Below are 26,705 nucleotides of genomic sequence, written 5' to 3'. Positions count from 1 at the left end.
TTGTTGATAATTATCAAATATCTTGGTGAACCCGCCCCTACAAAACCTGCGATCGTACAAGTTATAATCAAACGGACGTGATATCAATCATTACTCACTTCCTGACGCAACTCTTCAATTGCTTTAAGACTTAATCCTGTTGCTGAGGCGATCGCCTCATCATTAAGTTGAGCCAGTAAGTTTCGAGCAATGCCACGCTTTTCTTCTTCTCGTCCCTCTTCTCGTCCCTCTTCACGACCGAGATTAATCGCTCCTTGTTGGTCGTAGATAAACATTTCTCTGCGTTCCAAATCCTCTAGTTCAGAGGGAGTTAAATCAGCTTGATTGGCGATTTCAAAGGCTCGGTGTAGTTCGGGGATATCGTCCATATTTTCAGGAATGGAAGTGAGCGATCGCGCAAACTTGATAAAGTAAATCCATTTATCGGTAATAGTTTCAAGCTGGTCGAGTTCTTTGGTAAACTTGGGCAACTCAACGAATACCAACTCAATATCATTGTCAGGATAGATCCAGGCTTCAGACTTCTCTCGATAAACAAAGCGGGAAATAAGTTTATTGCGATTAGCGAACATCTCAAAATCGGTAATGGTTAAAGCAATAACTGGTTTGAGCATTCGGTAGCCTTCTCCCGCTTGGAGTTGAAAAGCATAGGTTTTCGTAGCATTAAACAAAACCCTCTTGCCAAAAGACTGCACGTTTAAAACCTGCATTTCAATAATGACAAGTGTGCCGTCATTCAGTGTAGCTTTGACATCGAGATAAGTATCTTTTAAACCTTGGATTTTGGGTGGCAAATTGGGATTGATGATTTCTAAGTCTTCAATTGTAGAATTGCCTTCATAAATTAGAGCGTTGAGAAAGCTAATCAGAATGTCTTTGCTTTCCGTAGAACCAAATATTTTTTTAAAGGCATAGTCCGTTTTGGGGTTGATAAATCTCATCGTTTTAGTCAAACCTGAGTCTTTTCATTTTTCAATAGACATCTCCAGAAAAGCCAGTCTTGAACAGGCATCCTGCCTGTTCCACAATAATTATTGGAGAGGTCTAATAGACATCTCCAATAACTCCTGCGGGGCCGGCATCTTGCCTGTCTTTGACTATCTTTTTAGGAGATATCTAATAGATTATAACGCTGCCTGTGTCTTTTGCAGTTCCGCTTGCAGCGCGTCGAGTTCGTCTTGGGTTTCTAGCGCTGTCTGCATCCAAGCTTGGGATTGAGATGCTAAAGCTTGATATCGATTTCTATCTTGTTCGAGTTGCCACATTTGGCTTTGCTTTTGTGTCTCCGATTGCCAAAGTTGTTCAACGCAGGTGAGGAGGAGATTGAGTTGGCGTTGAGTCCATCTGGACACCTCTATTTGAGATAAATATTGACGTAAATAATACCGTTCTTTTGGGAATTTTGCCGGGTTAATCACGAGCGCAGAGTGGGAGTCAGAGAGGTAGAGGGGATAGGGATAGTAAGCAATCTCTTTACCAGTGGCGATCGCAGCGGCTAAAATATGCCAATTTAAAGCTAGTAAATCCCTGACCTCGGAATACCGAAACTCTCGCAGCAACTCCACCGCAAATAGAGCGCACAAATCCTGGGTTTGATTAAATTCTAGTAGCTTGAGTAAAGAGCCGTCATTCGAGTTAATAACTTCCAAATCTTTGTCTAGCTTCATATCTGGACATACGACAACTACGGCGTCAGATTCACAAGCCGCCCTAACAAATTTTTCCACCATTAGAGGTAGTGCGATGCGATCGCCCGCCAACTGCAAGAAATATTCTCCCGTCGCCAGTTCTACCAACCGATTATAAGCTGTTCCCAAACTTTTATTAACATCGAACTCGATAAACTGATAGGTGGGAAACTGCTCCTTAGCCAGAGCGATCGCCTCTGGTATGGATTCGCCGGCGGGTGTTTCATACAGAACAATAACTTCTAAATTTTGATAAGTTTGTCCCGCCAGACTTTCCAAGCAATCCCAAACTTTTATTGTATCGAAGAAACAAGTTATGCCTATGGTTACGCGGGGATTTTGGGGTTCTTTGGGTGCCGATTTGATAAATGCTTCACTCATATATTCAAGTTTTTGGTTGAGTAATTTTTGATTCACTTGTTCTAATAAAGCCCGATCTGGGACGATCGGCGTTTCAGGACAAGCTGAGATAGCTTCACTGATGATGCCGGCGAGCGATCGCGCGTCTCCTGGCTCAAACCAGCGCACGCCATCGGTTCTTGACATTAAATTTAAGGTTTCTTGGAATCCCCCCGTATCTGAAACTACTAAACTAACGGCTAACTGTCCCATCTCTAAAGCGGTATGGGGAAAGTTTTCTTCCAAGCTACAAAGACAGACAATGGGTGTCGGTGACTGGCTGACTAAATCAATTGCTTCTACGCTGGACAAATCAGGCAAAATATGGTAACAAAATTTCCCCTTTAAAGCGCCATCAATATACTGCTGACTATCCACCCCTTGAAGCACAGTTGACTCTAATTTGATGATTTTACCAAGAAAAAGAATGTAAATTTTCTCAGCTATATCGGGGTTAAGTAACTGAAGCGCCTCTACAAAAGTACACAGTCCTTTTCTCTCCTCTAACCTGCCAAAAAATATCAGGGGAATCTGTTTCGGATCGACTTGAGTTGTTAGTAGAGGGCGTATTTTCCAACTCTGGAAGGGCGAAGCATTCGGACACAAAACATTGGTTTTTAGCGGTAAATTATCGCCCGAATGCTTCGCCCCTACATCCGCTGATAAGTTGAGGATAGGAATAAAATAAGGCAAATGAACAGCACGACAAGTTTTCCAGCCATAGCTTTCTACTTTTGACTTCAAAAAGTAGGAGGGAAAGCAGGTTAAATCGGCATTGTCATAAGAATATTGTTCGTAGTGATAAGCCTGCCAAAACCACTTGGGATAATCTACTGTATATCTGCTATTAGTTTCCCGCAACCACTCAAAACCACCGTGATCTGTTACACCAACGAGGCAACTATTACCTAGCACCCCTGATTTTTTGGCTTGAATCGTGCGATAACCGCATCCCCAGATTGCGGGAAACTCAACATAAACAACTGCTTCAGGAAAAGTAGCAACCATTGCTTGAGTAAAGAACAAACAGCAGAAACTTTCGCGATCGAAGCATTGACCGATCGAGTCTTTTTGGGATTTAGACAAAATTGCTTGGTGGATTGGTTGAAGATTTAAAACTTTTTCTAGTTCGCCGGTAGAGAAGATGTGGTGGAGATTTGGCAGTTGTGAAATTCCTTGGAAGTTCTCATGATTGTGGCAAAGCAAGAGGATGACATACCAACCTTCTGCTGCTAATTTTTGGCTCAATGTGTTATAATAAGTGCCGATGCCACCATTTTTAGAAAATCCTTCAAATTCGTTGCTTGCTAGGATTGCAATTTTTTGAGCGGAGGTGTTAAAAGCCTCTAAAAATGGGGGCTGAAAGCCTAATTTTGAATTATCAGGAGAAAGGAGATGGGATACTAAATTTTCCGGTTGCATTTTCATAAAAATACCCATTAAACAGATGTAGGTTGGGTTGAGGTATGAAACCCAACTTCTCAAACTCTTGTAGATTTCTGGTTTCGATCGTTGGTGACAACTTAAGACTGAAACCCATAATTAATGTCGCTTTTAGTCGAGTCTAGATCCCCCTCGCATACCCCCTACTCCCCCGCCGGAGGGGGACGAAAGAGAAAAATCTTGTCCCCCCCTTATTAAGGGGGGTTAGGGGGGATCTAGACTTTGATACAACAAGAGAGACGGTCGCTTTGACGTTAAGTTGTCACCAATGGGTTTCGCTTTCCCCCAGATCAACCTACCCAACCTACTTATATTATGCTCTAGAGGATGGTGGGTTACGGCGCGGTTTAAGATTTATCCATTTGCCATAATAAGTCGATCGCCGCGCCTAACCCACCCTACAGGATGTTCACTTGTCCCCCTATCGTAGATAATAGTTTGGCTACTTCGGGAATCTCAAGAATATTTCCAAAATTCTCTCTGGCTTTAATGAGTTCGCGTTTAGCTTGTTCTAAATCTCCCCAATGAATAAAAGCCATGACTTTGGCTGCGGCAATATTTGGGCGCAATTCCTCGGTAACGATTTCAAGCGAGTATTCAAAAGCCTCATCAATATCTTCGTAAGAAAATATGCTAAAAGGAGTATCCTGTTCCAGTAGTAAGGTGTCGATCGGTAGAGGGTTGACATATTGAAATACTGCGGCTTGGTAGAGATTACAATGGTGTTTGAAGTATGGCCTCAGTTTGTAAATCAATAGATGAATCCAAGCGGTGTAAAAGTGGGCAAAATCATTATAGTGTACCAGAGAAGTCATGGGGATTAGATGAGCGTAAAAGTTTAGGAAAATGCTTTTCGTGAGTTCCCAGCTTTTCATGGCATCCACAAATAAATATTCTATAGGGCGTTGGTTCCAGCCAATTTTCATCACATCTCCTGGGTAAACTGCGATCGAGTGACTCCAGGGACTAATTCTGCCAACAAACTCGTCCAGAAAACTATCTCCCTGTTTATATCTGCCTTCTAGGGAAGTTCGTTTGACAGACGCATCCATATACGATGGTGCCCAAATGAAGAGATCGTAAGCATGAATGCGCTTGTCTTTAACAGTTACTTTAAGATTTTTTTTTAATCCCTTGGCTACAGAAATTGTTGCCGAACCAAGCCAGCACCCCAAATCGATGATTTCGCCTTTACCAGAATACTCATTTTGGGCATAATCTTGGAGAAAAACTTGCTCGGGTGCAGCAGTCATTCCTAATAATAAAGATGTTGATGAATCTTCATTATTGGAACGAATGCGACTGGGAGATGTTTGAAAAAATGCTGGGTTCATGTACTCTAGTCGCTGGTTGAATAACCATTGATTAACTTGCTCTAAAAATGCGCGTAGGGGAAGGGGTGGGGTTTCAGGATAAGCGGCAATAGCACTGGCAATTTGGCACGCGAGAGACTGGGAGTTTCCGGGGTCAAACCATCGTACACCATTTGAGCGATCGATCCAGTTTAGTGTTTCCTGAAATCCCCCCGTATTTGAAACTACTAAACTTACGGGTAATTGTCCCATTTCTAAAGAACTGTTAGGAAAGTTTTCTTGAGGACTTGTCAGGCAAACAATGGCCGGTGCTAATTCGTGGACTAGGGCAATGGCTTCTTGGCTAAATAAGTCGGATAATATGGTATAATCAAAGTTGTTTCCTAGTTGTTGCTGGATGTATTGCTGACTATCCTGTGGCTGAAGTTGAGCAGAATGAAGCGAAACGTTTTTGCCTAAAAATATGATGTGAATTTGCTGGCTGATTTTCTCTCCTAATTGCTGAATAGCCTCGATAAAAGTCAGGAGTCCTTTTCTTTCCTCTAATCTGCCAAAAAAGACAATGGGTATCTGTTCCCGTTTGAGGTTCAGCGCAACTTTCGCTAACATGGGTCGGTTTTTATCTAGGGGAGGGACAATATGGAAACAGTAGGGCAAATGAACCGCATGGGACGTTTTCCAGCCATAACTTTTGACTTTTGCTTCCATGAAAGAAGACAGGAAAAAGGCTAAGTCTGCATTTTCAAAAGAATATTGCTCGTAAATATAAACATTTCTAAACCAATTTCCGCCCCCTACAACGTATTTTTCATGGGCTTCATTTAACCACTCTTGACCGCTGTGCATTGTTACCGCTGTGAGGCAATTTTTCCCTAACAAACCCGAACGTTTTGCTTGAATCGTGCGATATCCCAGTCCGCACAAATCCGGAAATTCTATATACATTGGAGATTGGCTAAAGTGCGTGGCGATCGCCTGGATAAAAAAGAGGATTTTATAACTTTCTGATTCTACCCAGTCCCATTGCTTAAACTGAGATAAAATTGCTAGATGAATTGGCTGTAGTTCTAAAAAATGCTCGGCTTCAGAGGCGGAAAAGATATGGCGGATATGGGGGACAGTCGATTCTCCATGAAATTCTTTTTGAGTTTGACATATAATTAAAATAATATCTGCACCTTGGGCTGCTAATTTTTGGCTCAATGTGGCATAGTAAGTGCCAATTCCACCGTTTCGGAAAATGCCTTCATATTCAGGAGTGACGAGGATTGCTACGGGTTCTGTGGAGGCCAATATTTTTTCAATAAAGGGTTGCTGGAAGCGCACTGCAAAATGATTTGCAGAAATTTCATTGAGTAAAGTTAATTGATTCATTGCGTAAGTCTTTTTAAGTTGACACTAATGCCCCTACACCTAATCTTTCTATCTTTCTTCAATCTGTTTCTTCACCCAAGCGCGAAAGACTTTCAGTGTTTTATTTCTTCCCTCGATTTTACTTTGTTCTAAATACTGGGGAATCACCTCCCCGAGCAATGGCAACCCTGGAAAATGAGGACTTTCAGTAACCTGCACGTAACGCCCCACTTGCAGCACGTTGATTTCTAATTTTGTCCCGTTAAACCGCCACAATTCTCCGACTCCTAATGCTTCATAATTATTCAACTGGGTGCGGGAGGAAATGTCAATCTCAATGGCTAAATCTGGGGGCGGTTCTACAGTTAAATCGATGCGTTTCTTACCCCGAACGGCTGCTTCGTTTTCGATATAGAAACAGCTATCGGCTTCTAAACCTTGTTGCATCGTTTCGCTTTTAAATGTAGTAGAAGCCAGATTTCTGAACTCAACGTCTAGTTCTTCCAGCAAAATTTCCACTAAGTTGCTAATAATAATTTTATCATCTTCATGTTCCGGTAATGGCACCATAATTTCTAAAACTCCCTGACTGTAATTAATCCGCGACCCCCGTTTTTCACCAGACTCCTCTAACATTTGTTCGTACATTTGCCAACTGACATCGGTCATCAGGAGTTGCTGACCGGGGGGGACGATAATTTGTTTAAGTTGGACTTGCATAGTTTCCTCTCTTTTGTGTTAGGGATTCGCCCCTGAATTATCTGGGCCAGTCGAGTTTGGTGCTGCTGAGACTTCACTTTTTGCAATTCTACTGTTTTTTGGTGCAGTTGAGCTTGAGACTGTTCTAACTCTGCCTGAGTGGCGTGCAGTTGCAGATCGGACTGTTGTAATTGAGCTTGGGTTTGCCGTAGCTGTTGTCGAGACTGCTCTAGTTCTGCCCGATCTTGCTGCTGCTGAGACTCTAGTTGCTCTACTTGCGATCGCGCCTGATTGAGTTGTTGGCGATCGGCCTCTAACTCTGCCTGAGTTGTCTGCAATTGTTCCCTTTCCCGTTCAAATTGCGATCGCGCCTGGGAGTGTTCCTCTTTTACTGTTTCCAATTCTCTCGTTTTTTGGTGCAATTTTTCGTGAGAATCTACCAACTCAGCTTGATTTTTTTGGAGTTGTTGTCGATACTGTTCGAGTTCGGTCTGAGTGGTCTGCAATTGTTCCCGTTCCCGTTCGAGTTGCGATCGCGCCTGAGAGTGTTCCTCTTTTAGTGCTTCCAATTCTCTCGTTTTTTGGTGCAGTTGCTCGTTAAACTCTGTTAACTGAGTTTGCAGTTGAGTTTGAGACTGTTCGAGTTCTGCTTGCGTTTGCGATCGTTGGATTTTTAGTTCCTCTAATTGGTCTTGACTTTGTGATTGTTGGATTTTTAGTTCCTCTAATTGGTCTTGAGTTTGGTGGAGTTGCTCGTTAGACTTTTTCAACTCAGCTTGAGTCAGTGTGAGTTCGTCTTGAAGTTGCTGTGCGGTTAGCATCCAACCTTGAGATTGGGGAGATAGAACCTGGTTATTTTTTGAGGACAACTGACTATTTTCTTCGAGTTTTTCCATAAGATTTTCTGGGGTGAGGGGTTCGACTTCGTAATCGAAGATGCCTAGACTTTTAACGCCTTCTGGTTTTTGACCGATGATGTAGCGATCGTAGAATTCATCGTCTACTTCAAAGACTTCTATTTTATCAGACGTTTGCGACTCTCTGTAACAAAAATGGGTCAAGATTTCCTGGGGAACTATGATACAGGCAGCCGCGACTCTTTCAATAGCAGTTAAATTGGGGGCAGAACCATGAAAAAGCCGTTTGTCATATACCAGTGCTTGTCCGGCTTTCATAGTTACGCTGGTAAGATAATGCTGTTGCATAAGCGACAGAATATCCTGACTGTAGGGAAATCCATCGAAAGCAAAAACTGGTCTTGGTTTTGAGTTAAGCAAATGGCTTTTTTTAACAACTTGAAGACAGCCGTTTTGCTCGTCTACATCAATAAGAGGACACCAAACACTAAAGGCTCTCAGTAAGGTTTCATCCAATAAAGATGGGTCTTGGTGTAGAGGCATTATACTATATAGTGCATCAGTTTTTTGATGAACTAAACTGCCCATTAGTATTCTATATTCAGGGAATAAAGGGGCTAATTTTGGAGCAAAAGCTCTTTTTATTTCTTGAGTAACCACCTGACGGTATGATACGTCTAAAGTATGAAAGCTGAAAGATATAGCAGGAGCTACCAAATCATCAGGAAGAGAATGCTGTTTGTCAAAACTGAGCAAACTTTGTACTTCATTTTCATTGAGGAGATTAATTATTATGTATCCATTCTCTTCAAGCTCTTGATGGATTCGCTGAATTGGGTTCGTTTGAGCAATTTCAATCATTACGTTGAGGCTTTTTTTTGAAAAATAAGGTTGAATATTTGATTAGTAAAGGCTAGAGGCCGATCTATCTTTGCTTCAATAAAATATTGCTGTAAAAGTTTCTCCTCGGTGGAAAGAGGATAGAGATTCCTCATCTCCTCAGAATCACCATCTGCAACAAGTAAATCTTTCAAGTTTGAACCCAACACAATCTCAAACTCATGGTAACTAACCGCATTTCCCCAACGAATTAAAGCATTTTTTGCATCTGCAACTGTGCCGCTATCCAACTGTTTTCTTATTGCTAACTTAAACTGATTTCTTGAAGAGTTTTCATAGTATTTCACAGCTAATTCCAAGGGCAAAAAATGAAAGAAAGGAAGCTGCGAGGTGTGATAATCAAAATAAGTTAGCCGATTAGGAGTCTCCGCTACGATTAGAGTTCCACCCGGTAGAAGCAGATCCCACGCCTCTTTTAAAGTTTTCAGCCGTTCCTGGATAGTCATGTGTTCCAGTACAGCAAATAATAAGATGACTGACACTCCTGAACAGTGATTAGATTTCAGTGTTTCCAGTAAATCATCAGGAGCAGATTGAATAATGGAAACGTTGTTAATTCCCATAATCTGCATTCGGGCTCTGGCTGCTAAAACGGATGATTCAGAAACCTCATAGGCATAGATATGTTTGGTAAAATGAGAGAATGCTGCTGTACTGGAACCCGTTCCGCACCCAATCTCAATAATCTCTTTATCGCTTAGATCGAATACTTTGGTTATCCAAGGAATGTAAGAAATTAAGGTTCTTTCATATCGCCGAAATACGTGGTCTTTGATATCATTTTTTAGCTCTTCAGTTTCAAAAAGTTGTTCATCTATCCCTTTGTAATAAGTTTGACGCAGAATCTTTTCTATCTCAACATGAAATTTTGTGTGTTCGGAACAAAGTTTTTCTATATCTACTGGGTTCATTTGACAATTTCCTTGGCCGAAATACTTATTTTGAGCATAATTGTCTAGAAAGATTTGCTGTTGTTTTTCCCACCCGCGCGATCGCCCTGACCCGCAAACCCCCAAACCGTTGAGCGATAGATGGAAAACATACGCCTAGTAACAAAAGAGAAATACCATTTCAAGTCGGCATAATGTCGTCGAGTCTCAGTTGTAAATTTGGAAACAGGTCAGAAGAAATCGTATCTCCCAAACGATATTGTTCCTGTTGGTACACACCATTAACTAACTGGCAGACTGTGAAAGTCGGTTGCTTTGGATTGCCGATAAATTGGAAACCACCCAAACCCCGAAAGTCCACAATCCAATATTCGAGGATATTCAAAAAAGCGTATTCTTCCACTTTTCTTGCATAATCATCTTGCCAATTGGTGCTGACCACTTCAGCAACAAGCTTAATGGTACTACCGTTACAAATCACTGGTTCTTTTTGCCAAAGTGGTTCTTGAGTTAGTTCTGCTTTATCTAAAACAGCTACGTCAGGACGCAGCGCTGTGGCTTCAGCATATAGTGGTTTGAGCCGACAATTTTTTGGAACTAACCAGTTGAAATTATCGCGAAAAATTTCGACATATATTCTACCTGCAATACTCCCAGCAACAGCTTCGTGAGGGCCAGTAGGTGACCTGTCTCTGAGTTCTCCGTCAATTAGTTCATAGCGTGTATTATCCCCATATTGGGCGATAAACTCTTCAAAGCTAAGTAGTTTGGCTGGGGTGTAGGTCATAGGTCGTGTTTTAACGGGATGTAACTTAATTGTAAGTTGAGTTAAAATCGGCTATCTGGCAAAAAAACAAAGGTATGGCACTGTTCACCCTCGTCAGTCTCTTGCAAAATCTCGCGTCCCAACATCCCGATCGCATCGCCTACACTTTCCTAGAAGATGGAGAAAAACCTAGTGCCAGTTTAACTTATCGCTCCTTGGAGGAAAAAGCTAGGGCGATCGCCGCTTATTTACAATCTCAACTCTCTGTTGGGGAAAGAGTTTTGCTGGTCTATCCCCAATGTTTAGAGTCCATTGTCGCCTTTTTCGGTTGCCTTTACGCTGGAGTTGTTGCCATTCCCGCACCCGCACCGGAAGCGGCGCGGCTAAAACGTATTTTACCGAGATTGGAGGCGATCGCCGCCGATGCTGGAGCTTCATTAATCTTAACCACTGCCAGCCTGCTAGCCAACCGTGATGGCAACCATTTAACATTTAAGGCAAGAAGCTTTGTCCGCCGACTCAACGGCAGGGCTTCACTCTTACTCAACTACTATTTGGCAGAGGGAGAAATCGCCCAAAAAACACCCCAACTCGCCACTATTCCTTGGACAGCCACCGAGAAAATTCCTTTCCAACTTGCTGCCCAATGGCAACTGCCGGAAATTAGCAGCGATACCCTAGCTTACCTGCAATATACCTCTGGTTCTACTTCCACACCCAAGGGAGTGATGCTCGACCACAAAAACCTGATGGGACATTTAGTGGCACTTCAACAAGCTTGCGGGTATGACTCCAACAGCATCACCGTGACTTGGATGCCCTATTTTCACGATTACGGACTGGTAGAGGGGATTCTTGCACCGCTTTATAATGGCACTCCTTGTTACTTGATGTCGCCAATGGCGTTTATCAAACAGCCGCTACGCTGGCTGAAAGCTATTTCCCACTATCGCGCTACCCATAGCCAAGCCCCGAATTTTGCCTATGCTTATTGCTTGCGCCGGATAACGTCAGAAGAACGCGCCACGCTCGATCTTAGCAGTTGGCAAGCTGCGGGAAATGCCGCCGAACCCATCAACCCGGAAGTGATGGAACAATTCTGTCAAACGTTTGAGTCTTGCGGGTTTCGTCGCCAGACTTTTGCCCCAGCTTACGGACTGGCGGAAGCCACTTTGTTAGTTACGACGAGTCGGAGAACGGACGATTTGGTTTTCTGTACGGTTTCTGCTGAGAAGTTGGCACAAAATCGCATTGTGGAGACACCGACAGGACAAAGGTTGGCTGGTTCGGGGCGGCTGTTGGGGAATACTGTTGTGGCAATTGTGCATCCAGAAAAGTTAACTCGATGCGCTTGTGATGAAGTAGGGGAAATTTGGGTATCGAGTGCGGGGGTAGCGCAGGGTTACTGGCAGCGTCCTGATGCGACTCAGGAGACGTTTCGAGCTTATTTAGTGGATACGGGGGAGGGGCCGTTTCTGCGGACGGGGGATTTAGGATTTTTTAATAAAGATGGAGAGTTGTTTGTTACAGGTCGCCTCAAGGATTTGATTATTATTCGGGGAGAAAACTATTATCCCCAGGATATTGAATGGGTGGTGGAAAAGAGTCATGCGGCTTTGCGTCCGAATTATGGGGCAGCCTTTGTTATTGAAGTTGATGGAGTCGAACAATTAGTTATTGCCTTTGAGGTCGAGCGCCAGAAGAGTAAAAATCTTAATGTGGATGAAGTGGTGGGTGCTATCCGCAATGCTGTAGCCGGACACTACGAGTTACCTGTTTATGGGGTGGTGCTGCTGAAGCGGGGGAGCATTCCTAAGACTTCTAGTGGTAAAATTCAGCGGCAAGCGTGTCGGAAAGCTTTTGTTGATGGCAGTTTGGATAGTATCGCTATTTGGACTTTAGCAAGTGCCGACCTTCAGCAGGAAACTACTCCTCAGAATGACATAGAGTTCCAATTAATTCAAATTTGGCAAAGGGTTTTAGGCATTACATCAATCAGCACCAAAGATAACTTCTTTGAGTTAGGGGGAGATTCGCTCAAGGCTGCGGTGGTGGTGGCTGAAGTAGAAAAGATGTTCAGTCAAGCTATTCCTTTGGCAATCTTAATGGAAGCACCAACCATTAAGCAGCTAGCTAATCTTTTTGTTCAGGAATACTGGAAAAAAATCGGCTCCAGATCCCTCGTCTCTATTAAACCCAGTGGTTGCAAGCGACCGTTTTTTTACGTTCACGGTATTGGCGGTTTTGGTCTTGCTCCCACATTGGCACGCTATCTGCACCCAGAACGCCCCTTGTATGGACTGCAAGCAGTAGGTCTAGGTGGAGAAGCAGCCCCCTACACTCGCATCGAAGATGTGGTAATGCACTACATTCAAGAAATTCAAGCTGTTCAACCTGAAGGTTCCTATCTTTTAGGGGGTCAATGTTCGGGAGGTAATATTGCCTTTGCAATGGCTCAAGAACTGAAAAAGCAGGGTCAGCAAGTTTTACTGGTTGTGATGTCAGATAGTCCCAATCCATTTATTGAACAAGAGCAAAGAGTGGAATGGTTGAATCACTGGAGAGCGTTGGGTAAACAACGCGACAGAGAAAAATTAATCAGTAGTGGTTTTAGCCCTAGTCAAGTTGACAATACTCTGAAAGTGATAGAAGCGAATCATCAAATTTTGGTTAACCACCAACCACAACGATATTCGGGACGAGTGGTTTACTTCTCAGCACAGGAAAATCAAGAGTATCTAAAAGAGTACGCAGATTACTTCAATCCCATGCAATCAAATGGCTGGAATAGCTCGGTAGAGGGTGGAATTGAAGTTATTGGGGTTCCGGGTAGACATGGGACTTACCATAATGAACCCCACGTTCGGGTCTTAGCAGAAAAATTGAACGCTTGTTTAGAGGAAGTTGATGGTATCCTACTTCCTGAGCGAAGATAAGCATCGCCTACGGCAGGCGGTTACGCGATCGCTGTTGGCGATTTCGTTATAGGTAGAGTGCGATCGCACTCTCTACAACTTCTACGTTGTCTCTATTCAAGTAAAAGTAGATGCTGTGGCTTGATGACCAGAGTACAGCTTAGAGATAGTTTCATCCACATTCTGACTGATTTGTCAACGACTTCTACTGAACCGGCGCTCTAGCTGCCGGGGCTGTGACATCTGTGCCGGATTAAGTGGCGGACTTGGCGATGTTAAAGCAACCCCATCAACGTTTGAGCAGGTGATCGCGTAATTGTGTAAGCCAGACCCTACCTTGTTATTCACACATCTTGAAGCATACGCCAAGCGCTGATAAGAATTCCGTGCTGTCCGTATGCGTGAAAGTGCGTCCAAAGAACGAGTTGATCATCTCCCCTGGACGTGCTTCGAACGAGAACGGTTCAAGGTTGGTGGTATGGGTGTTCGTCCCGTATGTTTGGACGTTTTCTCTTTTGTTCGTGGTTATAGTTAGCTGCGTGATATGCTTTGCCCCGAAATAATCACCGATCATACCGACGATTTTAGTAATGTACTCGTCCTCTTTTAAATCGATGCTTGCCATTTTACCCCCCGCGCCGCCATGTTGCGGAGGCTGCCAATCCTGGTTACGGTAGATTGCCTGAATCGAATCGCCAATGTCACCAGAGTTTACATTCAGTCGAGATAACCGTGCAGACCAAGATGGCCAATCAACAAACGTAGAACCAGTGCCACCAACTGGGCTCTCTAATCGGACTGAAAGTATGACATCACGCCGTTCTTGATTGTCTTGAAGAAGTTTAAGCGCCCCATCCATATCCTTGTTTGCAACAAGCGCCTCGACCTTAGCGTCCAGATCAATGCCTTTGACAAAGGGAACACCAACCTCCCTCATATATTTATCTAATTGACTTTCTGGCGGATACAACCCCTGCCGCGTCCAGTTAAAAATTAAGCCACCCACGATCAAAACCATTGCCACAGGCAGCAAGTAGGGTGAAACGACAAATAGCTCCGCAACCATGAGACAGCTAGTAACGACACTAATACCAGTCTCAACCCCATCCAACCACTTTTGTGTTGTTTCCCTTTTTTCATCGCTTAGGCTCTCACAGAGTTGCCAAACTGAACAAGCGGCAAGTACAACCGCAGCGACACCGCCAATTAGACGAACAGTTCCAATCACCCTACCAGATCTGAATATCCGTTTGAACGATGTTTCTTCTTCTAACACAGCCGAGTTTTTCGCATCCCTGATAGTCTTCAGCATTCTTTGACCAGCTCGTCTGATAAAAACAGATTCTGAGGCGATACTCGGCTCTGTATGCACTTTGGCGACGGCCATCTGCTCTGATAATCCTTCCATAGCCTTCAGTCCTTCGTAGCTAAACAAAACTTTTGTTGGCCTAAAGACTTCCCGACCCGCTATATATAGATTGTGCGATGCCTCAACGAATTGCGAAGCCAACATAACGCATTCTCCAACAAGCTGGATCTTCTCTCGAAGCGGAATCGCCACGCGGTCATCCGAATGAGATAATAATTTATACATGCTATAGATTGAATAAGCTACAAGCAAAATGTGGCAACTGCGCACTACCAAGGTCAGTTTCGGGTATCGGTTTATAATTGCTTTTGCATTCAATCTAAACTTTTCGCCATTTATAGTGGTGTATAAAGTCTCTCCTGCCCCTGATACATCAAGCGATTTGATAAAGAGTTCATTGAACTCAACAGCATTATGGCTGTAATAGTCCTGCAAATCGCGCACGGCTTTCTCGCTTAGCTCAGCTTCATCAAATTTAAGCGTACCATCACCAATTTTTTGCAAAAAGGCTTTAATGCCTTCCGGCAACCATTCGCTGAGCAGTTCTTTATCATGAAGAGAAAAATCTTCTAATAGCTTGCCGATAACTCCGTGCAACACAAGTGTATAGTATTGTTTCGCACAGTCTCCACTCGGTTGTAATGTCCCCAAAAGAGTAGCAAGCTTTTGAACTGGTTCCATTGCCAAACTTGGTTCTGACGATGAATGAACTCGCTCGATCATCTGAATCAATGAATGGCGATCGCACAGAGAATTGAATAGACGTTTAGCCCATTTCTCTCCTTCTTCACCAGCCACATAGGAAAGTAGTGATGGGTAAGAATTCAGTACGGCTTCTCTCGCTAGCCCCTCGGCCTGACGCACGTAATTAACTGACCGAGGGAGCATATGCTTGATGAAATACTTCAGTTTCTGACTCTGTTCCTGAGACAGGTGGATATTAACCCCCTTCTCTAAACTAAATTGGTTTATGCTGTCAGTGAGTAAAACCTTTGAGAAGGTATTGCGATACCATACTTCATCATTTTTAGCGAGTTTCTGCGACCTGATATCCAAGCTTGGGGGTTCCTCGCCATAGATTCTGTTTAACCAGTCCTTTTGTACTGGATCTTGTCCCATAGCCCATTTCATATTGCGCGACAAGAGGGCGTTGGTAGACTCGGCAATTTTTTCAGGCGAGATATTTATCGCTCGCAAAGCTGCAACACTCAGAGAGGAATCATGGCCTTGAGAGGATTCATCATCTTCTACTTCCGGATAAGGAACGCCAACATTCTCTTGATCGGGCTTGGCATTCAATTGAACATATCTTAAGGTTGTCTGACCGATAACTTCTGCTAGTGTCGGTGCTTTATAGACATCTAGATAGTGGTCAAATGTAAGCTTGAGTTTAAATTTTTCACCGGGGAACTGCCTAAAATTAACTTCTTTTTTTACCTCAATCTGAGATTCTTTTTGAGTACATGAGACGACTACAAAATCATCAGTTATTTCATCACCGTTCAGTCCAATCGATATTTTTGGTTTAGGTAGTGTGCCCTCAACACCATAATCGATCTGCATCTCGCCACAGTCTTTCCATACGATATCCTTCAAATTGGGTAGTTCGGTTGTGTCAGATGGAAAGGTATCTGAAGATATTTGGATCGTGTAAGTGACTGGCTTCACTGAGAACCCTATAATTTCATACCTTGAAGCCTTTGTTATATCTTTTCCTAAAAACAGTTCACCTTTAATCAAAAAACCATTAACGTCTCGACTGATTCTAATCTCACCTTGGACGACCCCAGAGAAGGAAGAGTTGTTCCAAGTTAATACGTTAGTGTTATACTCAACGTTTTTAACAAGTTTCTTTCCAACCCGCACAACACCTTCCTTCTCACCTTCCTTTTTCTGCTCAATATCAATACTTAAGAAGTTTGAATTCCTTCCCCAGTTTCCGTTGCTGAGCTTTTGGAAGCAGTAAAAGCTTGCCGTGATAGTGGCAATATCTATGATATCGGAAGTAACATCAGATGCCATTTTTTAGTTTCTCCTTTTGGTGATAAAAACTAGATGAAATGCGAAACCATTCCTGAGCTAAATAACGATTCCATCAATCACTTTCTGAAAATTTAAAGTTAGAGGCACTTTTGCCTAACCCGATCCACCCCATAGAACCAGCTTTCCCAACAGATTACAAAAATCCACACCGAACAGACGAACCTTGCCATAAGGCATCGCCAAAAGTTCCCCTTGGGATAAAGCTAATTTGAGGAATTTTGACTTAAAAGAAACGAACCCTCATCTTCCTCCCCGATAAAATATCCCCTCAACTCCTCTCGCAAAATCTTCCGCGCCTGCGAAATACGCTTGCAGACATTCGGGTAGGAAATCTCTTGCTGTTGGGCAATCTCTGGATAAGACAGATACATTTAACCTGGTAAATCCCGGACAATCCGAGATTACTAAGTATAGTAAGACTTGGAATTATTGAAACTCCTAGTCAAAGAGGTATCTCTCAAAGCTTCCAATAAAATATCGAAAGCGCTCTTTGAACCACAACCTAAATTATGGTTAGACGAAAAACAACTTACAAATATGTGCTTTTCTGTCATGCTTACTACAACACAGCTATTTAGCTGCTTGACGCTTCAGCACTTGATTGAGCTTGCAAGTCAGATTATGTTTAGCTGCTTGCTCTTCGCTCCCATGGCAATTAGGATAACGCATTTTCAAGAAATTACCGGAAATTTACAAAAAGTAATCTACTTTACTGCAACAGTTCCCGATCGAAGTGCAGGATAAACGTCTCGCGCAGCCTTGTCGGTAAATTAGCGATCGCACGACGAATCACAATCCTTTTCTCGTCTGTCTCCAAAGCGCTTTCTGGCGTATCCTCACTCCGTACCAGTCCTTGCTCCTCGCTTGAGGCGTATACTTCTATATCCTCAACTCTATTTGCACCGCGACTGCGTTCTCGATGAATATCCACGCAGAGATTATGAGTCACTCTTGTCAACCAAGCCTTAAAATTAACAATTTCCCCCGTTTCATACTTTTGCACCTTTTCCCAAGCTTTGAGCATTGCCCGACTCAGTGCATCTTCAGCATCAGTCGGGTTCCCACCCATCCACTTGATGCAGCAACGGTAAAGAGAGTCTCGATACTGCTGCCAATGCTGCCAAAAAGCTGTCCCTATATCTTCAGCGCAATCCCACAGGCTTGATGCAGCAACTGATTGTAATTCTGTCATAACTCCTGACCTGGTAGTGTACCTAATTGGTGCAAGACAAATGTCTTAAAAAGCCGTCCCTTCTCTTCCTCTCTCAACTCAATTGCATCCCACATACGAATTAAAATTTCGCTCAGGGCGATCCTATGTCACCTACGCTACATCTAGCGGACAGGTTCAAACGCCTGTCCTATACGAATTGGTTTGCAATGAGATGCTTTCTCTCTCTTCCTTGGAAAGCTTGTGCCAAAACCTGTCCACCCATCACGTATTAGTTTGGGGAACCACTAGGCTTTTCTACGCACCCGATACGAGGCACAAGGGTGATAATAGACGCTAAACCCTATCCAGTCTAATTTATAGACGAATGGCACTCTCGATAACTGAACAAACCCTGATGTGAAAAACTTTTAAGTATGGGGGGTGATGAAACTTGAATTACGATTAAGTAATCCATGCAATAAGTCTAACATCACGATTAAGGAAATGTCAAGAAAAGATATTTATGTCGTTTTGTAAATTATTTAATGAATGAAAAATGAATTTAAAATGCGATCGCTCCCCGGTTCTCTAGATACAGACAGTGTGCTTTTTGTCAATGAGCAAATATACTGAAGAATCTATTTTGGAGAATTGTTAGATCTCAGAAAATTCTCGGTAGAAGCTGTAAGGCGCGGCGGTAAGAGAGACTTGCTTCGTTAATCTGACCCCGTTCTGCTAAAATATCTCCCAAGTGTTTGTGCGACCGGGAGTCATCTGGATTCAGTTCGATCGCACGTCGGTAAGATGCGATCGCCTGTCGTACTATTACAAATTAACTGGCAATGGGATGCTCTCCCTCTCTTGCCTCAAAAAGCCTGTGCGAAACCCGTCCACCCATCAGGCATGAGTTTGGTGAACTACTCGCTTATAGAATGCACTTGACAATAGCCACAAGGGTAACAATAGATTATAAACCTGACCGTGCCTGGTTTATATACTTTTGACCTCCTCGATAACCGTCAATCCTGATGTGAAATAGCTTTTGAGTATGGAGTGCGGACTGAAAGTTGAATGACGAGCAGGTAATGTACGATGTAAAGATAACATTCTCCTTAGAGGGGAGTCAAGGGATGTATACTTATGTTAAATAAAGAACCTTAAATAATTTATCCCAAACGAATAAATTTGCGTTAATAACCTTGTGTTAATAACCGATGAAAGCTGAGATCTTCGTGCAGCGAAGGTCAAAACGAGGCTCTTTAAAGCATCTATTGGGTTAGTATGCTAGAATACATTGGATTTTAAGCTAAGATGAAAAAAAATTCGCAGATCGGAAAAGAAGGCTCTTGCTCCCTCATCTCAGTAAAACCTAGTGGATACAAGCGACCTTTCTTTTACATACATGGTGCAGATGGTCACACCATAGATACTGCGTTGGGGCGATGTATCGATCCCGAACGTCCCTTTTATGGAATACGAGCAGTAGGACGAGATGGACAAGGAGTTCCCCATACTTGTATAGAAGAGATGGCGGCTTACTATATTCAAGAAATACAGACCGTTCAGCCTGAAGGCTCCTATCTTCTAGGCGGTCGTTGTACGGGAGGGAATATTGCTCTTGAAATGGCTCAACAGCTAAAAAAACGCGGTCATAAAGTCTTATTAGTGGTTATGGTAGATAGTCCAAAACCATTACTTACAGAAGAAGAGAAAATTGATTATCCGAATGCAATAGCCCGCGAACAAATGAGGTGGAGAGGAAAGTTAATAAATGACGACTCCGATCCCAGCCCGATTGAAAATCACTTCAACCCCAAAGTTTTTGAGTATAACCTCCAAATTCCAATCAATCATCTACCACAGATATACTCAGGACGGGTTGTTTACTTTGCTGCTCGGGAGAAGAGTGAAGATTCTTTCATTTCCGAGCTATTACAACCTAATGCTTGGAATCGTTGGATTATCAAGGGAGTTGAAGTCTATGAGGTTGCGGGAAATCACTTATCGATGACTAAAGATCCTAATGTTAATCTTTTAGCAGAAAAAATAAGTATCTGCTTAGATCGAGCAGAATGTGAGGAGAAAAAAATAAAGAGCAGCGGAGAACAACTTAATTCTAAGCTTAGTATCGATCTGGAACTTGAAAAGAAAGGATATGCGGTGACAGATTTTTTTGGAAAAGACGAAGTACAAAGTCTTCTTAAATTCCATGAAGAAAACTCAAGTCCAAAAGATATACTAGAATCTATTTTATCTTCCACTATAGCTAGTTCAGACCTATTCTATCGTCAACGAGTAATCCAAAAGCTAAAAAAAGTTTTTATTCCCAAGCTAAAGGTTTTATTTCCAAATCATAGAATATTGTTTTGTACTTTTGTTAATAAAAAAACTAATGAATTTGACAGTGAAGTAGAGCTGCATCAAGATCCATCTTTTGCGGACGAAACAAGTTTACAGACTTGGGGAATTTGGTGTCCTCTGATTGATGTTAACGAGCAGAATGGCTGCTTTTATACTGTTCCAAAAAGTCACTTGCTAAATTTAAAGCCAAGGTATTCTAGAGAATTTCCCTATAGTCAAGAGATTCTTTCTCTGATGAAACAGGATTATCTTACCAGTGTCCCAATGAAAGCAGGACAAGCTTTAATATACGATAATCGTCTCTTTCATGGTTCTTATCCTAACATAACTGATAATGAAAGGCTAGCAGTTATCTGCTTTATAATCCCTAAAGATAGCCCGGTTTATTTCTACTGTCGAGATTCTCAAGCTCCAGGTTTACTAGAAGTTTTTGAAGTAGACGATGCGTTTTACGATACTTATATCCCAGGAAAAAAACCAGAAAATGCCGTAAGTTTAGGTGTTATGGACGAGCGAGTAGCGCCCGTAACACCAGAACAACTGGTGAAATTTATGAGCGAACCGCAGCCAAAAGTAGATAAAGGTACTGGAATCAGAGAAAGATTTTTATCATTTTTTAACTTGCTTCGAGGTAACGACTGGTGGTTTTTCAAGATTTCACCTCTACTTGCCATAGCCTATGGGTTTGATTATAAGCGTATTATTCATCGGGAAATTGAAACGAAGGGATATGCAGTAATTAATTTCCTCAATGAGAATGAAGTAAAAAGTCTCATAAGTTTTTATAAAAAACAATCTCTCCCTGATGATATGGTAGCTTCTCCAGGTATGGTTTTTAGTATAGGAACGACCGAACTATCATATCGCCAGAAAATTAGTCAAGAAATAAAAAAAGCATTTACTTCTAAGCTAAAAAGTTTATTCCCCAATTACAGAATAGCTTTTGGGGTTTTAGGTTATAAAAAGCCTGATGCTTCGTCTAGCAAAATGCATCTTCATCAAGATTGCTCTTTAACAGACGAAACAGTTATGAAATCTTTGGGAGTTTGGTGTCCTCTCATAGATGTTGAAGAACAAAATGGTTGCCTTCAGGTTGTTAACAGAAGCCATTTACTTAATTCAAAAGCAAGACCTTTTTGGGTTTTTAGTTGGTTTCCCTACGATCAAGAAGTTCTGTCACTGATGCAAGAGCATTACCTTACCAGTCTCCCGATGAAAGCAGGACAAGCACTGATCTATGATAAGCGACTGTTTCACGGTTCTCCTCCCAATACAACTGCTACTGAAAGAGTAGCAGCTATTTGCGGCCTAGTTCCCCAAGGAATACTGTCTCAGTTTTGCTCCAGAGAGTCCCAAATCTCTGACAAGATAGAACTGTTTGAAGTAGAGGACGAGTTTTACGATAGATACATCGCAGGCCAGAAACCTGAAGGGCTTAAAAGTTTAGGTACTTTTGATTATGAAGTCGATCCGCTAACGCCGGAACAGCTTGTGGAGTTTATGAATTCTCCCCAAGCACAAGTAAAGAAAGACACTGGATTTAGAGAAAAGCTTTTATCATTTTTCAACCTGCTTCGAGGTAGCGACTGGTGGTTCTACAAGATTCCACCTCTACTTGCTATAGCCTATGCCGAAATCCTGTTACAAGCTACGCCACCCCAGCAGTCAATTGCTACGTTACTGACACTTTTAGCTTCCATGTTCTTCGTCGCCGCCTACGGTCACGTCATCAATGACATTTTTGATGTCGAAGTAGACTTGCAAGCAGGCAAACAGAACAGAATGGCTTCCCTCTCAAACCCACAACGCCTCTTACTGTGCGTAACCCTGGCAGGTTTGGGTTTAGTCCCCTGGCTATTCATCGGCTTGGGTACTCAATCGGCAATCTTACTCGCCTCCATATACATCCTACTGACTATCTACTCCGCTCCTCCCTTGCGACTGAAAGAAAGGGACATTTGGGGGGTAATCGCAGATGCCGCACAAGTTCATGCAGTACCGACTTTGCTCGTAGCCACAGTATTTTCTCACTTAGCTGCTACTCCCCAGCCAGAGAGTACCGTTTTAGCGACTGCCGCTACTGCTTGGGCATTTCTAGCAGGAATTAGAGGCATTTTACTCCATCAAATTTGGGATCGAGACAGCGATTTAAGCGCGGGTGTAACAACATTAATAACCAAAATAGGCGTAGAGTCAGCAAAGTTTGGGATAACCTATATTAGCTTTCCCCTTGAACTTTTACTACTCACTCTACTAATACTCGTTATCTCCCAGTTCGCGCCCTCCCTACTCATTTTCTGCGCCCTTTACATTCTGTTAAGAATTATCATCACTCAGTCTGCTGTTACTGCTTTAGATCCCGCTCCTGCTCAGAAAACCTATATACTGTCACACGATTTCTACGAAGTGTGGTTGCCTTTAGCATTGCTCATTCTACTCGCTATCCGGGAACCACTTTTTCTCAGCCTGCTAGTCATTCACATAGGACTGTTTTATCCAGCGATCGCCCAAAGAGTCTCTGAATTCAATCCACTTCTTGTTTCAGGCTCAAAGGTTGTTACAAATTTAGTAAAATTGCTGCGGAGCGGTCTCAATAGGCAAGAAAACATTCAGCAACAACAGCAAGAAGTGATTGAAATATCTACTGTATTTCCTTCTGATAAATTGAGAGACAGTATCACTAAAGCTATAGATTTCTTAGCCCAAGCCCAATTAGATGATGGAGAGTTTCAGACAACTTTACCCAATGAGAATTTAAAGGCGATTTGCGAAACAATTGGCTTCAAGCAAGAAGCAACAAAAAACCTAGTTTTTGATAGTTCTCCTTTTGTAACTTCACTTATTGTATATTCTCTGAGTTTTCTAAGCTATGAGAGTAAGGTACAGCAACTAATCAAGAGAGGATTAGGCTTTCTATCACAGGAAATGGAATCAGGTGGATTGTGGAGGTATTGGTCTTCAAAGAATGAAAAGCATAATGCCGCTCCTCCTGACTTGGATGATGTTTGTTGCGCGTCCTACGTTTTGAAGATGAATGGTATACCGATTCAACCGAATACTGCAATCATTCTTGATAACAGAAACCAACAGGGATTATTCTACACCTGGCTACTTCCTAGAACCATCAGAGGAATTGTTCTAAATTTGCTAACATTAGGAAAAAGATTCTCTTACTTAGATAAATTTTGGAAAACGACCGACAAAGATGATATTTGTTGTGTAGTAAATGCTAATGTCTTATTATACCTTGGAGAAAATCGACAGACTCAGAGAGTAATTGAATATTTAATTAGCATTGTTCTTCAAGAAAACGAAAATGAAAACACTTCATTTTATAATCATAAATTAAGTTTATACTATATGCTTTCGAGGGCATATTTTAATGGTGTTAATTCACTGGGAGTTATAAAAATTCCAGTTATTAATAAAATTTTAAGTTTACAGAAAGCTGACGGCTCATTCGGTGACGAGTTGCTGACAGCTTTAGCCATATGTGCGTTACTGAATTTCAATTCTCAACCTCTCAGCTTAGATAAAGCCATCGATTTCTTACTCAAAACTCAGCAATGCGATGGTTCCTGGCAGAGAATTCCGATGTATGGTGGCAAAACAAATAAAGAGACTTTTGGCTCGACTGAGTTGACAACGGCATTTTGCGTAGAAGCTTTAGCTAGGTATTGCTTGTTAGATAGTACAAGGAATTTTCAACAAAGTCGGACAGAACTGCAACAATTACAAGCTCAACTGCAACAGACTGAGCAAGAATTGACACAATCTCAGTCTCAATTATCTATCTCTCAAACAGAATTAGCACAATCTCAATCTGAATTACAAACATCACAAACAGAATTAACACAACTTAAGTCTTATCTTCAACAAACTCAGGGAGTAGAGGGGATAATGAGCTATTATCGCTCTCGCATCGCTTCCAACCCTGACGATATCCAACTTTACCATCAAGCACTAGAAGTTAAACCAGATGATGCTCAAATCTATTTGCAATTAGGCAATGCCTTAGTTAAACAAAATCGCTTTGATGAGGCAATCTCCTATTACCAAACCGCACTCCAATTTCACCCAGACAACTTTGAAATACACTTAGAGCTAGGAAAGGTTTTAGAGAAAGAGCAGAAATGGGATGAGGCGATCGCTGCTTACCGACGTGCGATCGTGTTAAATCCAGATTACTCTTGGTCGCACAAACACTTAGGAGATATTTTAGCAGAACAAAGTCAACTTAACGAAGCAAGTCTCTCTTACCGTCGCGCCTTACAGCTTCAACCGAGAATTTTTTGAATCAAAAAAAGATGCCAGACAGACTAGAAAAACTAATTGCTCATTACCAAAAAGCTCTAATTATCAAACCTGATAATGCTGCTGTTCGCAGTCAATTGCAGAAATTATATCAAGAGCAAAGTAAATATGAGGAGGAAACTTCCCCTTATACAAAGCCGCACAACACCTCAGAAGACGTAGAACGCTACTACCAAAAGTGGACAGATCGTTATATCGAAGGTTTTGGTAAGGTATTTCAAGCGTTGCTAACTAAAAATGTTGAAGACCTCATTCACTACATTGCACAAACTATCGGAGTTAGAGATGGAATGAAGGTTTTGGATGCCGGATGCGGGGTGTGCGGCCCTGCAATTATCCTAGCTGAAAAATACCATATTCACATCGAAGCTGTCACCATTTCCGAAACGCAAGTGAAGTAGGCTCTTGAGAATATTAAAAGAAGTAATTTGAAAGGAACAATCAATGTATGTAAAGCCGATTTTCATGAGTTAGAAAAATATTATAGCGCCGATGAGTTTGATGCAGTATTCTTCCTAGAATCTTTAACACACTCGCATAATCCCCAAAAAGCTGTTCAATCGGTACGAAATATTATTAAAAAACGGGGAACTATTTACATTAAAGATTTATATAGAGGACCTGATAATCCTAACATGAAAAGTCAGATTGATTATCCCATTGAAGCTATCGAGCGCCAGTTTTGTCTTAAAATTAGACCTGTCGGAGAAATCATTGATATTTTAAGTGAATGCGGCTTTGAACTCGCTTTTTGCAAAAGACTCGAAGTAGAAGCCAACTTTGATGTTGGGAACAATTTTACAGCCAAACATCTTTTCAAGTTGCTAAAAGACCAAGATGGTGCTTGGGTAGATCGCGGTATGGTATTTCTGAATTGGCTGGAAATAAAAGCGATGAAGCATTACTAAATTGGGAAAACTCAAGTCCTATCCAACAAACTCAGGGTGTAGAGGGAATAATAAGCTATTATCGCTTTCTCATCGCTTCCAACCCTGACGATATCCAACTTTACCATCAAGCACTAGAAGTTAAGCCAGACGACGCTCAAATCCATTTGCAGTTAGGCAACATTGGTAACAAGTTAGAAAGGAGTAGATTCTGTCAATACCCCTTTGTGCATAAATATAATTGGATAATAATGATAATCAAACAAGGGGTAAGGGTGGGAGAGTCCGCCTGTGGCAGACTCTCCCACGCCTAGGGCGATTATCATTATTAATAAGTTGTTGGCTCGATTGGCGTGGCACTGCGCTCGATAATAATGGCGGACGCTCGATAATAATGACGGGCGCTCGATAATAATGGCGGACGCTCGATAATAATGACGGGCGATCGATAAATAATGGCGGGCGATCGATAAATAATGGCGGGCGATCGATAAATAATGGCGGGCGATCGATAATAGTTGCACCACAAGTGTACTTTCGAGCGTCGGGGCGAGGACGATCGATTGCGAGAGTTGGTACGAGCGAACGATATAATTGACAAATAATTGAGCGATTGTGTAGGTCAGTAAATATGGCTAAGAGTCAAAAAACCAACCGATCCCACGCCAAAAAAACCACAAGACCGATGGTGGAAGATGATGCGATTGCCTCGCAACTATCGGCATTACTAACACCAGCCATCACCTCACAAGAAAATTACTACCGTCAACTAGGTTTATTCGCTGAGAATTCTTAACCTACCCTTGATGGTAGCAGCAGTATTAACTTTGCTGTGGCGAGAGGTAGCCGGAGTAACAGAACTCACAAGAATGTTAGCAAGAGAAGGCTTTTTGTGGTGCCGACCCACGACAGTTACTCAACAAGCCATGTCGAGTGAGATTTTTAAGTTGTCCTGCCTCCTTATTTGAGGGAGTCTTCAAAAATTTATTACCAAGTTTAAGAACTGCTTGGTACCAGAGAAACCAACGACCTTTACCAGAAAGCATTCAATTGGCCTTAACCAAATTTTCGAGAATTTGGATAGTAGATAGTTCAACGCTCGAAGCATTATTTTGCAAGCTCAAAAGCCTAGAAGATATACCAAAAGGGCATTGAGCAGGAAAAATGGCAACAGTCATAGATTTAATGACTCGGCTCCCTGTTGATATTTGGTTTCTAGAAAACCCGAGAGCTTAGTCATGTTAAGCTTGAAGAAAACATCCTGCAATTAGTGCCAAATAATATCATGTCCGTTTGATTAGTGATGATTAAGTTCCCTAGTTTTAGGCCACCAATGAAAGCAGGTTAACGCCTGA

Annotated in this window: 15 protein-coding genes and 1 pseudogene; 5 read left to right on the top strand and 11 right to left on the bottom strand. The window is 42.2% G+C overall.

Annotation, left to right across the window (positions count from 1 at the left end):
• Window positions 1-83 precede the first annotated feature (83 nt).
• The 7 genes from QUB63_RS32545 to QUB63_RS32515 all read right to left on the bottom strand — a co-directional run bounded on the left by QUB63_RS32545 (window position 84) and on the right by QUB63_RS32515 (window position 10,329).
• Window positions 84-941 carry an Rpn family recombination-promoting nuclease/putative transposase gene (locus QUB63_RS32545; RefSeq protein WP_332949532.1) on the bottom strand — a complete coding sequence of 286 codons (858 nt, stop codon included), beginning with the start codon at window positions 939-941 and terminating at the stop codon, window positions 84-86.
• A 183-nt stretch (window positions 942-1,124) separates the two neighbouring features.
• Complete coding sequence (locus QUB63_RS32540; RefSeq protein WP_332949514.1) at window positions 1,125-3,515, bottom strand: glycosyltransferase; 2,391 nt, start codon at window positions 3,513-3,515, stop codon at window positions 1,125-1,127.
• A 413-nt stretch (window positions 3,516-3,928) separates the two neighbouring features.
• On the bottom strand, window positions 3,929-6,217 hold the full coding sequence (locus tag QUB63_RS32535) for a glycosyltransferase family 4 protein (protein WP_332949513.1): 2,289 nt from the start codon (window positions 6,215-6,217) through the stop codon (window positions 3,929-3,931).
• Window positions 6,218-6,265: 48 nt separating this feature from the next.
• Window positions 6,266-6,916, bottom strand: coding sequence for a Uma2 family endonuclease (locus QUB63_RS32530; protein ID WP_332949512.1), 651 nt, complete (start codon window positions 6,914-6,916; stop codon window positions 6,266-6,268).
• Window positions 6,865-8,613, bottom strand: a complete 1,749-nt coding sequence (locus tag QUB63_RS32525) for a phytanoyl-CoA dioxygenase family protein (RefSeq protein WP_332949511.1) — start codon at window positions 8,611-8,613, stop codon at window positions 6,865-6,867. The genes QUB63_RS32530 and QUB63_RS32525 overlap by 52 nt, the downstream gene beginning before the upstream one ends.
• Window positions 8,613-9,563, bottom strand: coding sequence for a class I SAM-dependent methyltransferase (locus tag QUB63_RS32520; protein WP_332949510.1), 951 nt, complete (start codon window positions 9,561-9,563; stop codon window positions 8,613-8,615). Before QUB63_RS32520 ends, QUB63_RS32525 begins: the two co-directional genes overlap by 1 nt.
• A gap of 160 nt (window positions 9,564-9,723) precedes the next feature.
• Window positions 9,724-10,329: a Uma2 family endonuclease gene (locus QUB63_RS32515; protein ID WP_332949509.1), complete on the bottom strand. Its 606-nt coding sequence runs from the start codon at window positions 10,327-10,329 to the stop codon at window positions 9,724-9,726.
• 74 nt (window positions 10,330-10,403) lie between these two features.
• Between QUB63_RS32515 and QUB63_RS32510 the strand changes: the two genes are divergently transcribed.
• Entirely contained in the window at window positions 10,404-13,244 is a 2,841-nt protein-coding gene (locus tag QUB63_RS32510) for an AMP-binding protein (RefSeq protein WP_332949508.1), read from the top strand.
• 319 nt (window positions 13,245-13,563) lie between these two features.
• Here QUB63_RS32510 and QUB63_RS32505 read toward each other — a convergent pair whose 3' ends face one another.
• From QUB63_RS32505 to QUB63_RS35240, 3 genes are all read right to left on the bottom strand, one after another.
• Window positions 13,564-16,614, bottom strand: coding sequence for a jacalin-like lectin (locus QUB63_RS32505; protein WP_332949507.1), 3,051 nt, complete (start codon window positions 16,612-16,614; stop codon window positions 13,564-13,566).
• Window positions 16,615-17,344: 730 nt separating this feature from the next.
• A complete protein-coding gene (locus QUB63_RS32500; protein WP_332949506.1) occupies window positions 17,345-17,827 on the bottom strand; it encodes an RNA polymerase sigma factor in 483 nt (160 codons plus the stop codon).
• Window positions 17,828-18,449: 622 nt separating this feature from the next.
• Entirely contained in the window at window positions 18,450-18,614 is a 165-nt protein-coding gene (locus tag QUB63_RS35240; RefSeq protein WP_442921881.1) for a tetratricopeptide repeat protein, read from the bottom strand.
• Between the two features lie 485 nt (window positions 18,615-19,099).
• Here QUB63_RS35240 and QUB63_RS32495 point away from each other — a divergent pair, with 485 nt between their 5' ends.
• The 3 genes from QUB63_RS32495 to QUB63_RS32485 are packed head-to-tail and all read left to right on the top strand — an operon-like array spanning window position 19,100 to window position 25,371.
• Window positions 19,100-24,445, top strand: coding sequence for a phytanoyl-CoA dioxygenase family protein (locus tag QUB63_RS32495; RefSeq protein WP_332949505.1), 5,346 nt, complete (start codon window positions 19,100-19,102; stop codon window positions 24,443-24,445).
• 11 nt (window positions 24,446-24,456) lie between these two features.
• Entirely contained in the window at window positions 24,457-24,864 is a 408-nt protein-coding gene (locus QUB63_RS32490; RefSeq protein WP_332949504.1) for an SAM-dependent methyltransferase, read from the top strand.
• A gap of 12 nt (window positions 24,865-24,876) precedes the next feature.
• Window positions 24,877-25,371, top strand: coding sequence for a methyltransferase domain-containing protein (locus QUB63_RS32485; RefSeq protein ID WP_332949531.1), 495 nt, complete (start codon window positions 24,877-24,879; stop codon window positions 25,369-25,371).
• A gap of 173 nt (window positions 25,372-25,544) precedes the next feature.
• Here the strand turns inward: QUB63_RS32485 and QUB63_RS32480 are convergent, their stop codons facing one another.
• A complete protein-coding gene (locus QUB63_RS32480; protein WP_332949503.1) occupies window positions 25,545-25,877 on the bottom strand; it encodes a hypothetical protein in 333 nt (110 codons plus the stop codon).
• A 158-nt stretch (window positions 25,878-26,035) separates the two neighbouring features.
• Between QUB63_RS32480 and QUB63_RS32475 the strand changes: the two are divergent.
• A pseudogene (locus tag QUB63_RS32475) lies at window positions 26,036-26,623 on the top strand (IS4 family transposase); the annotation flags it as partial.
• Window positions 26,624-26,705: the final 82 nt, after the last annotated feature.

The organism is Microcoleus sp. ARI1-B5 (assembly GCF_036705795.1).
Classification (GTDB): Bacteria; Cyanobacteriota; Cyanobacteriia; order Cyanobacteriales; family Microcoleaceae; genus Microcoleus.
The sequence above is the reverse complement of the archived record's forward strand: the minus strand, read 5'-3'. Positions and strand labels throughout refer to the sequence as shown.

Excerpts from the sequence above, each read along its gene's own strand:
- QUB63_RS32510 (WP_332949508.1), top strand. The coding sequence starts at position 10,404 with ATGGCACTGTTCACCCTCGTCAGTCTCTTGCAAAATCTCGCGTCCCAA.
- QUB63_RS32515 (WP_332949509.1), bottom strand. The coding sequence starts at position 10,329 with ATGACCTACACCCCAGCCAAACTACTTAGCTTTGAAGAGTTTATCGCC.
- QUB63_RS32490 (WP_332949504.1), top strand. The coding sequence starts at position 24,457 with ATGCCAGACAGACTAGAAAAACTAATTGCTCATTACCAAAAAGCTCTA.
- QUB63_RS32495 (WP_332949505.1), top strand. The coding sequence starts at position 19,100 with ATGAAAAAAAATTCGCAGATCGGAAAAGAAGGCTCTTGCTCCCTCATC.
- QUB63_RS32520 (WP_332949510.1), bottom strand. The coding sequence starts at position 9,563 with ATGAACCCAGTAGATATAGAAAAACTTTGTTCCGAACACACAAAATTT.
- QUB63_RS32540 (WP_332949514.1), bottom strand. The coding sequence starts at position 3,515 with ATGAAAATGCAACCGGAAAATTTAGTATCCCATCTCCTTTCTCCTGAT.
- QUB63_RS32545 (WP_332949532.1), bottom strand. The coding sequence starts at position 941 with ATGAGATTTATCAACCCCAAAACGGACTATGCCTTTAAAAAAATATTT.
- QUB63_RS32500 (WP_332949506.1), bottom strand. The coding sequence starts at position 17,827 with ATGACAGAATTACAATCAGTTGCTGCATCAAGCCTGTGGGATTGCGCT.
- QUB63_RS32535 (WP_332949513.1), bottom strand. The coding sequence starts at position 6,217 with ATGAATCAATTAACTTTACTCAATGAAATTTCTGCAAATCATTTTGCA.
- QUB63_RS32530 (WP_332949512.1), bottom strand. The coding sequence starts at position 6,916 with ATGCAAGTCCAACTTAAACAAATTATCGTCCCCCCCGGTCAGCAACTC.
- QUB63_RS32525 (WP_332949511.1), bottom strand. The coding sequence starts at position 8,613 with ATGATTGAAATTGCTCAAACGAACCCAATTCAGCGAATCCATCAAGAG.
- QUB63_RS32505 (WP_332949507.1), bottom strand. The coding sequence starts at position 16,614 with ATGGCATCTGATGTTACTTCCGATATCATAGATATTGCCACTATCACG.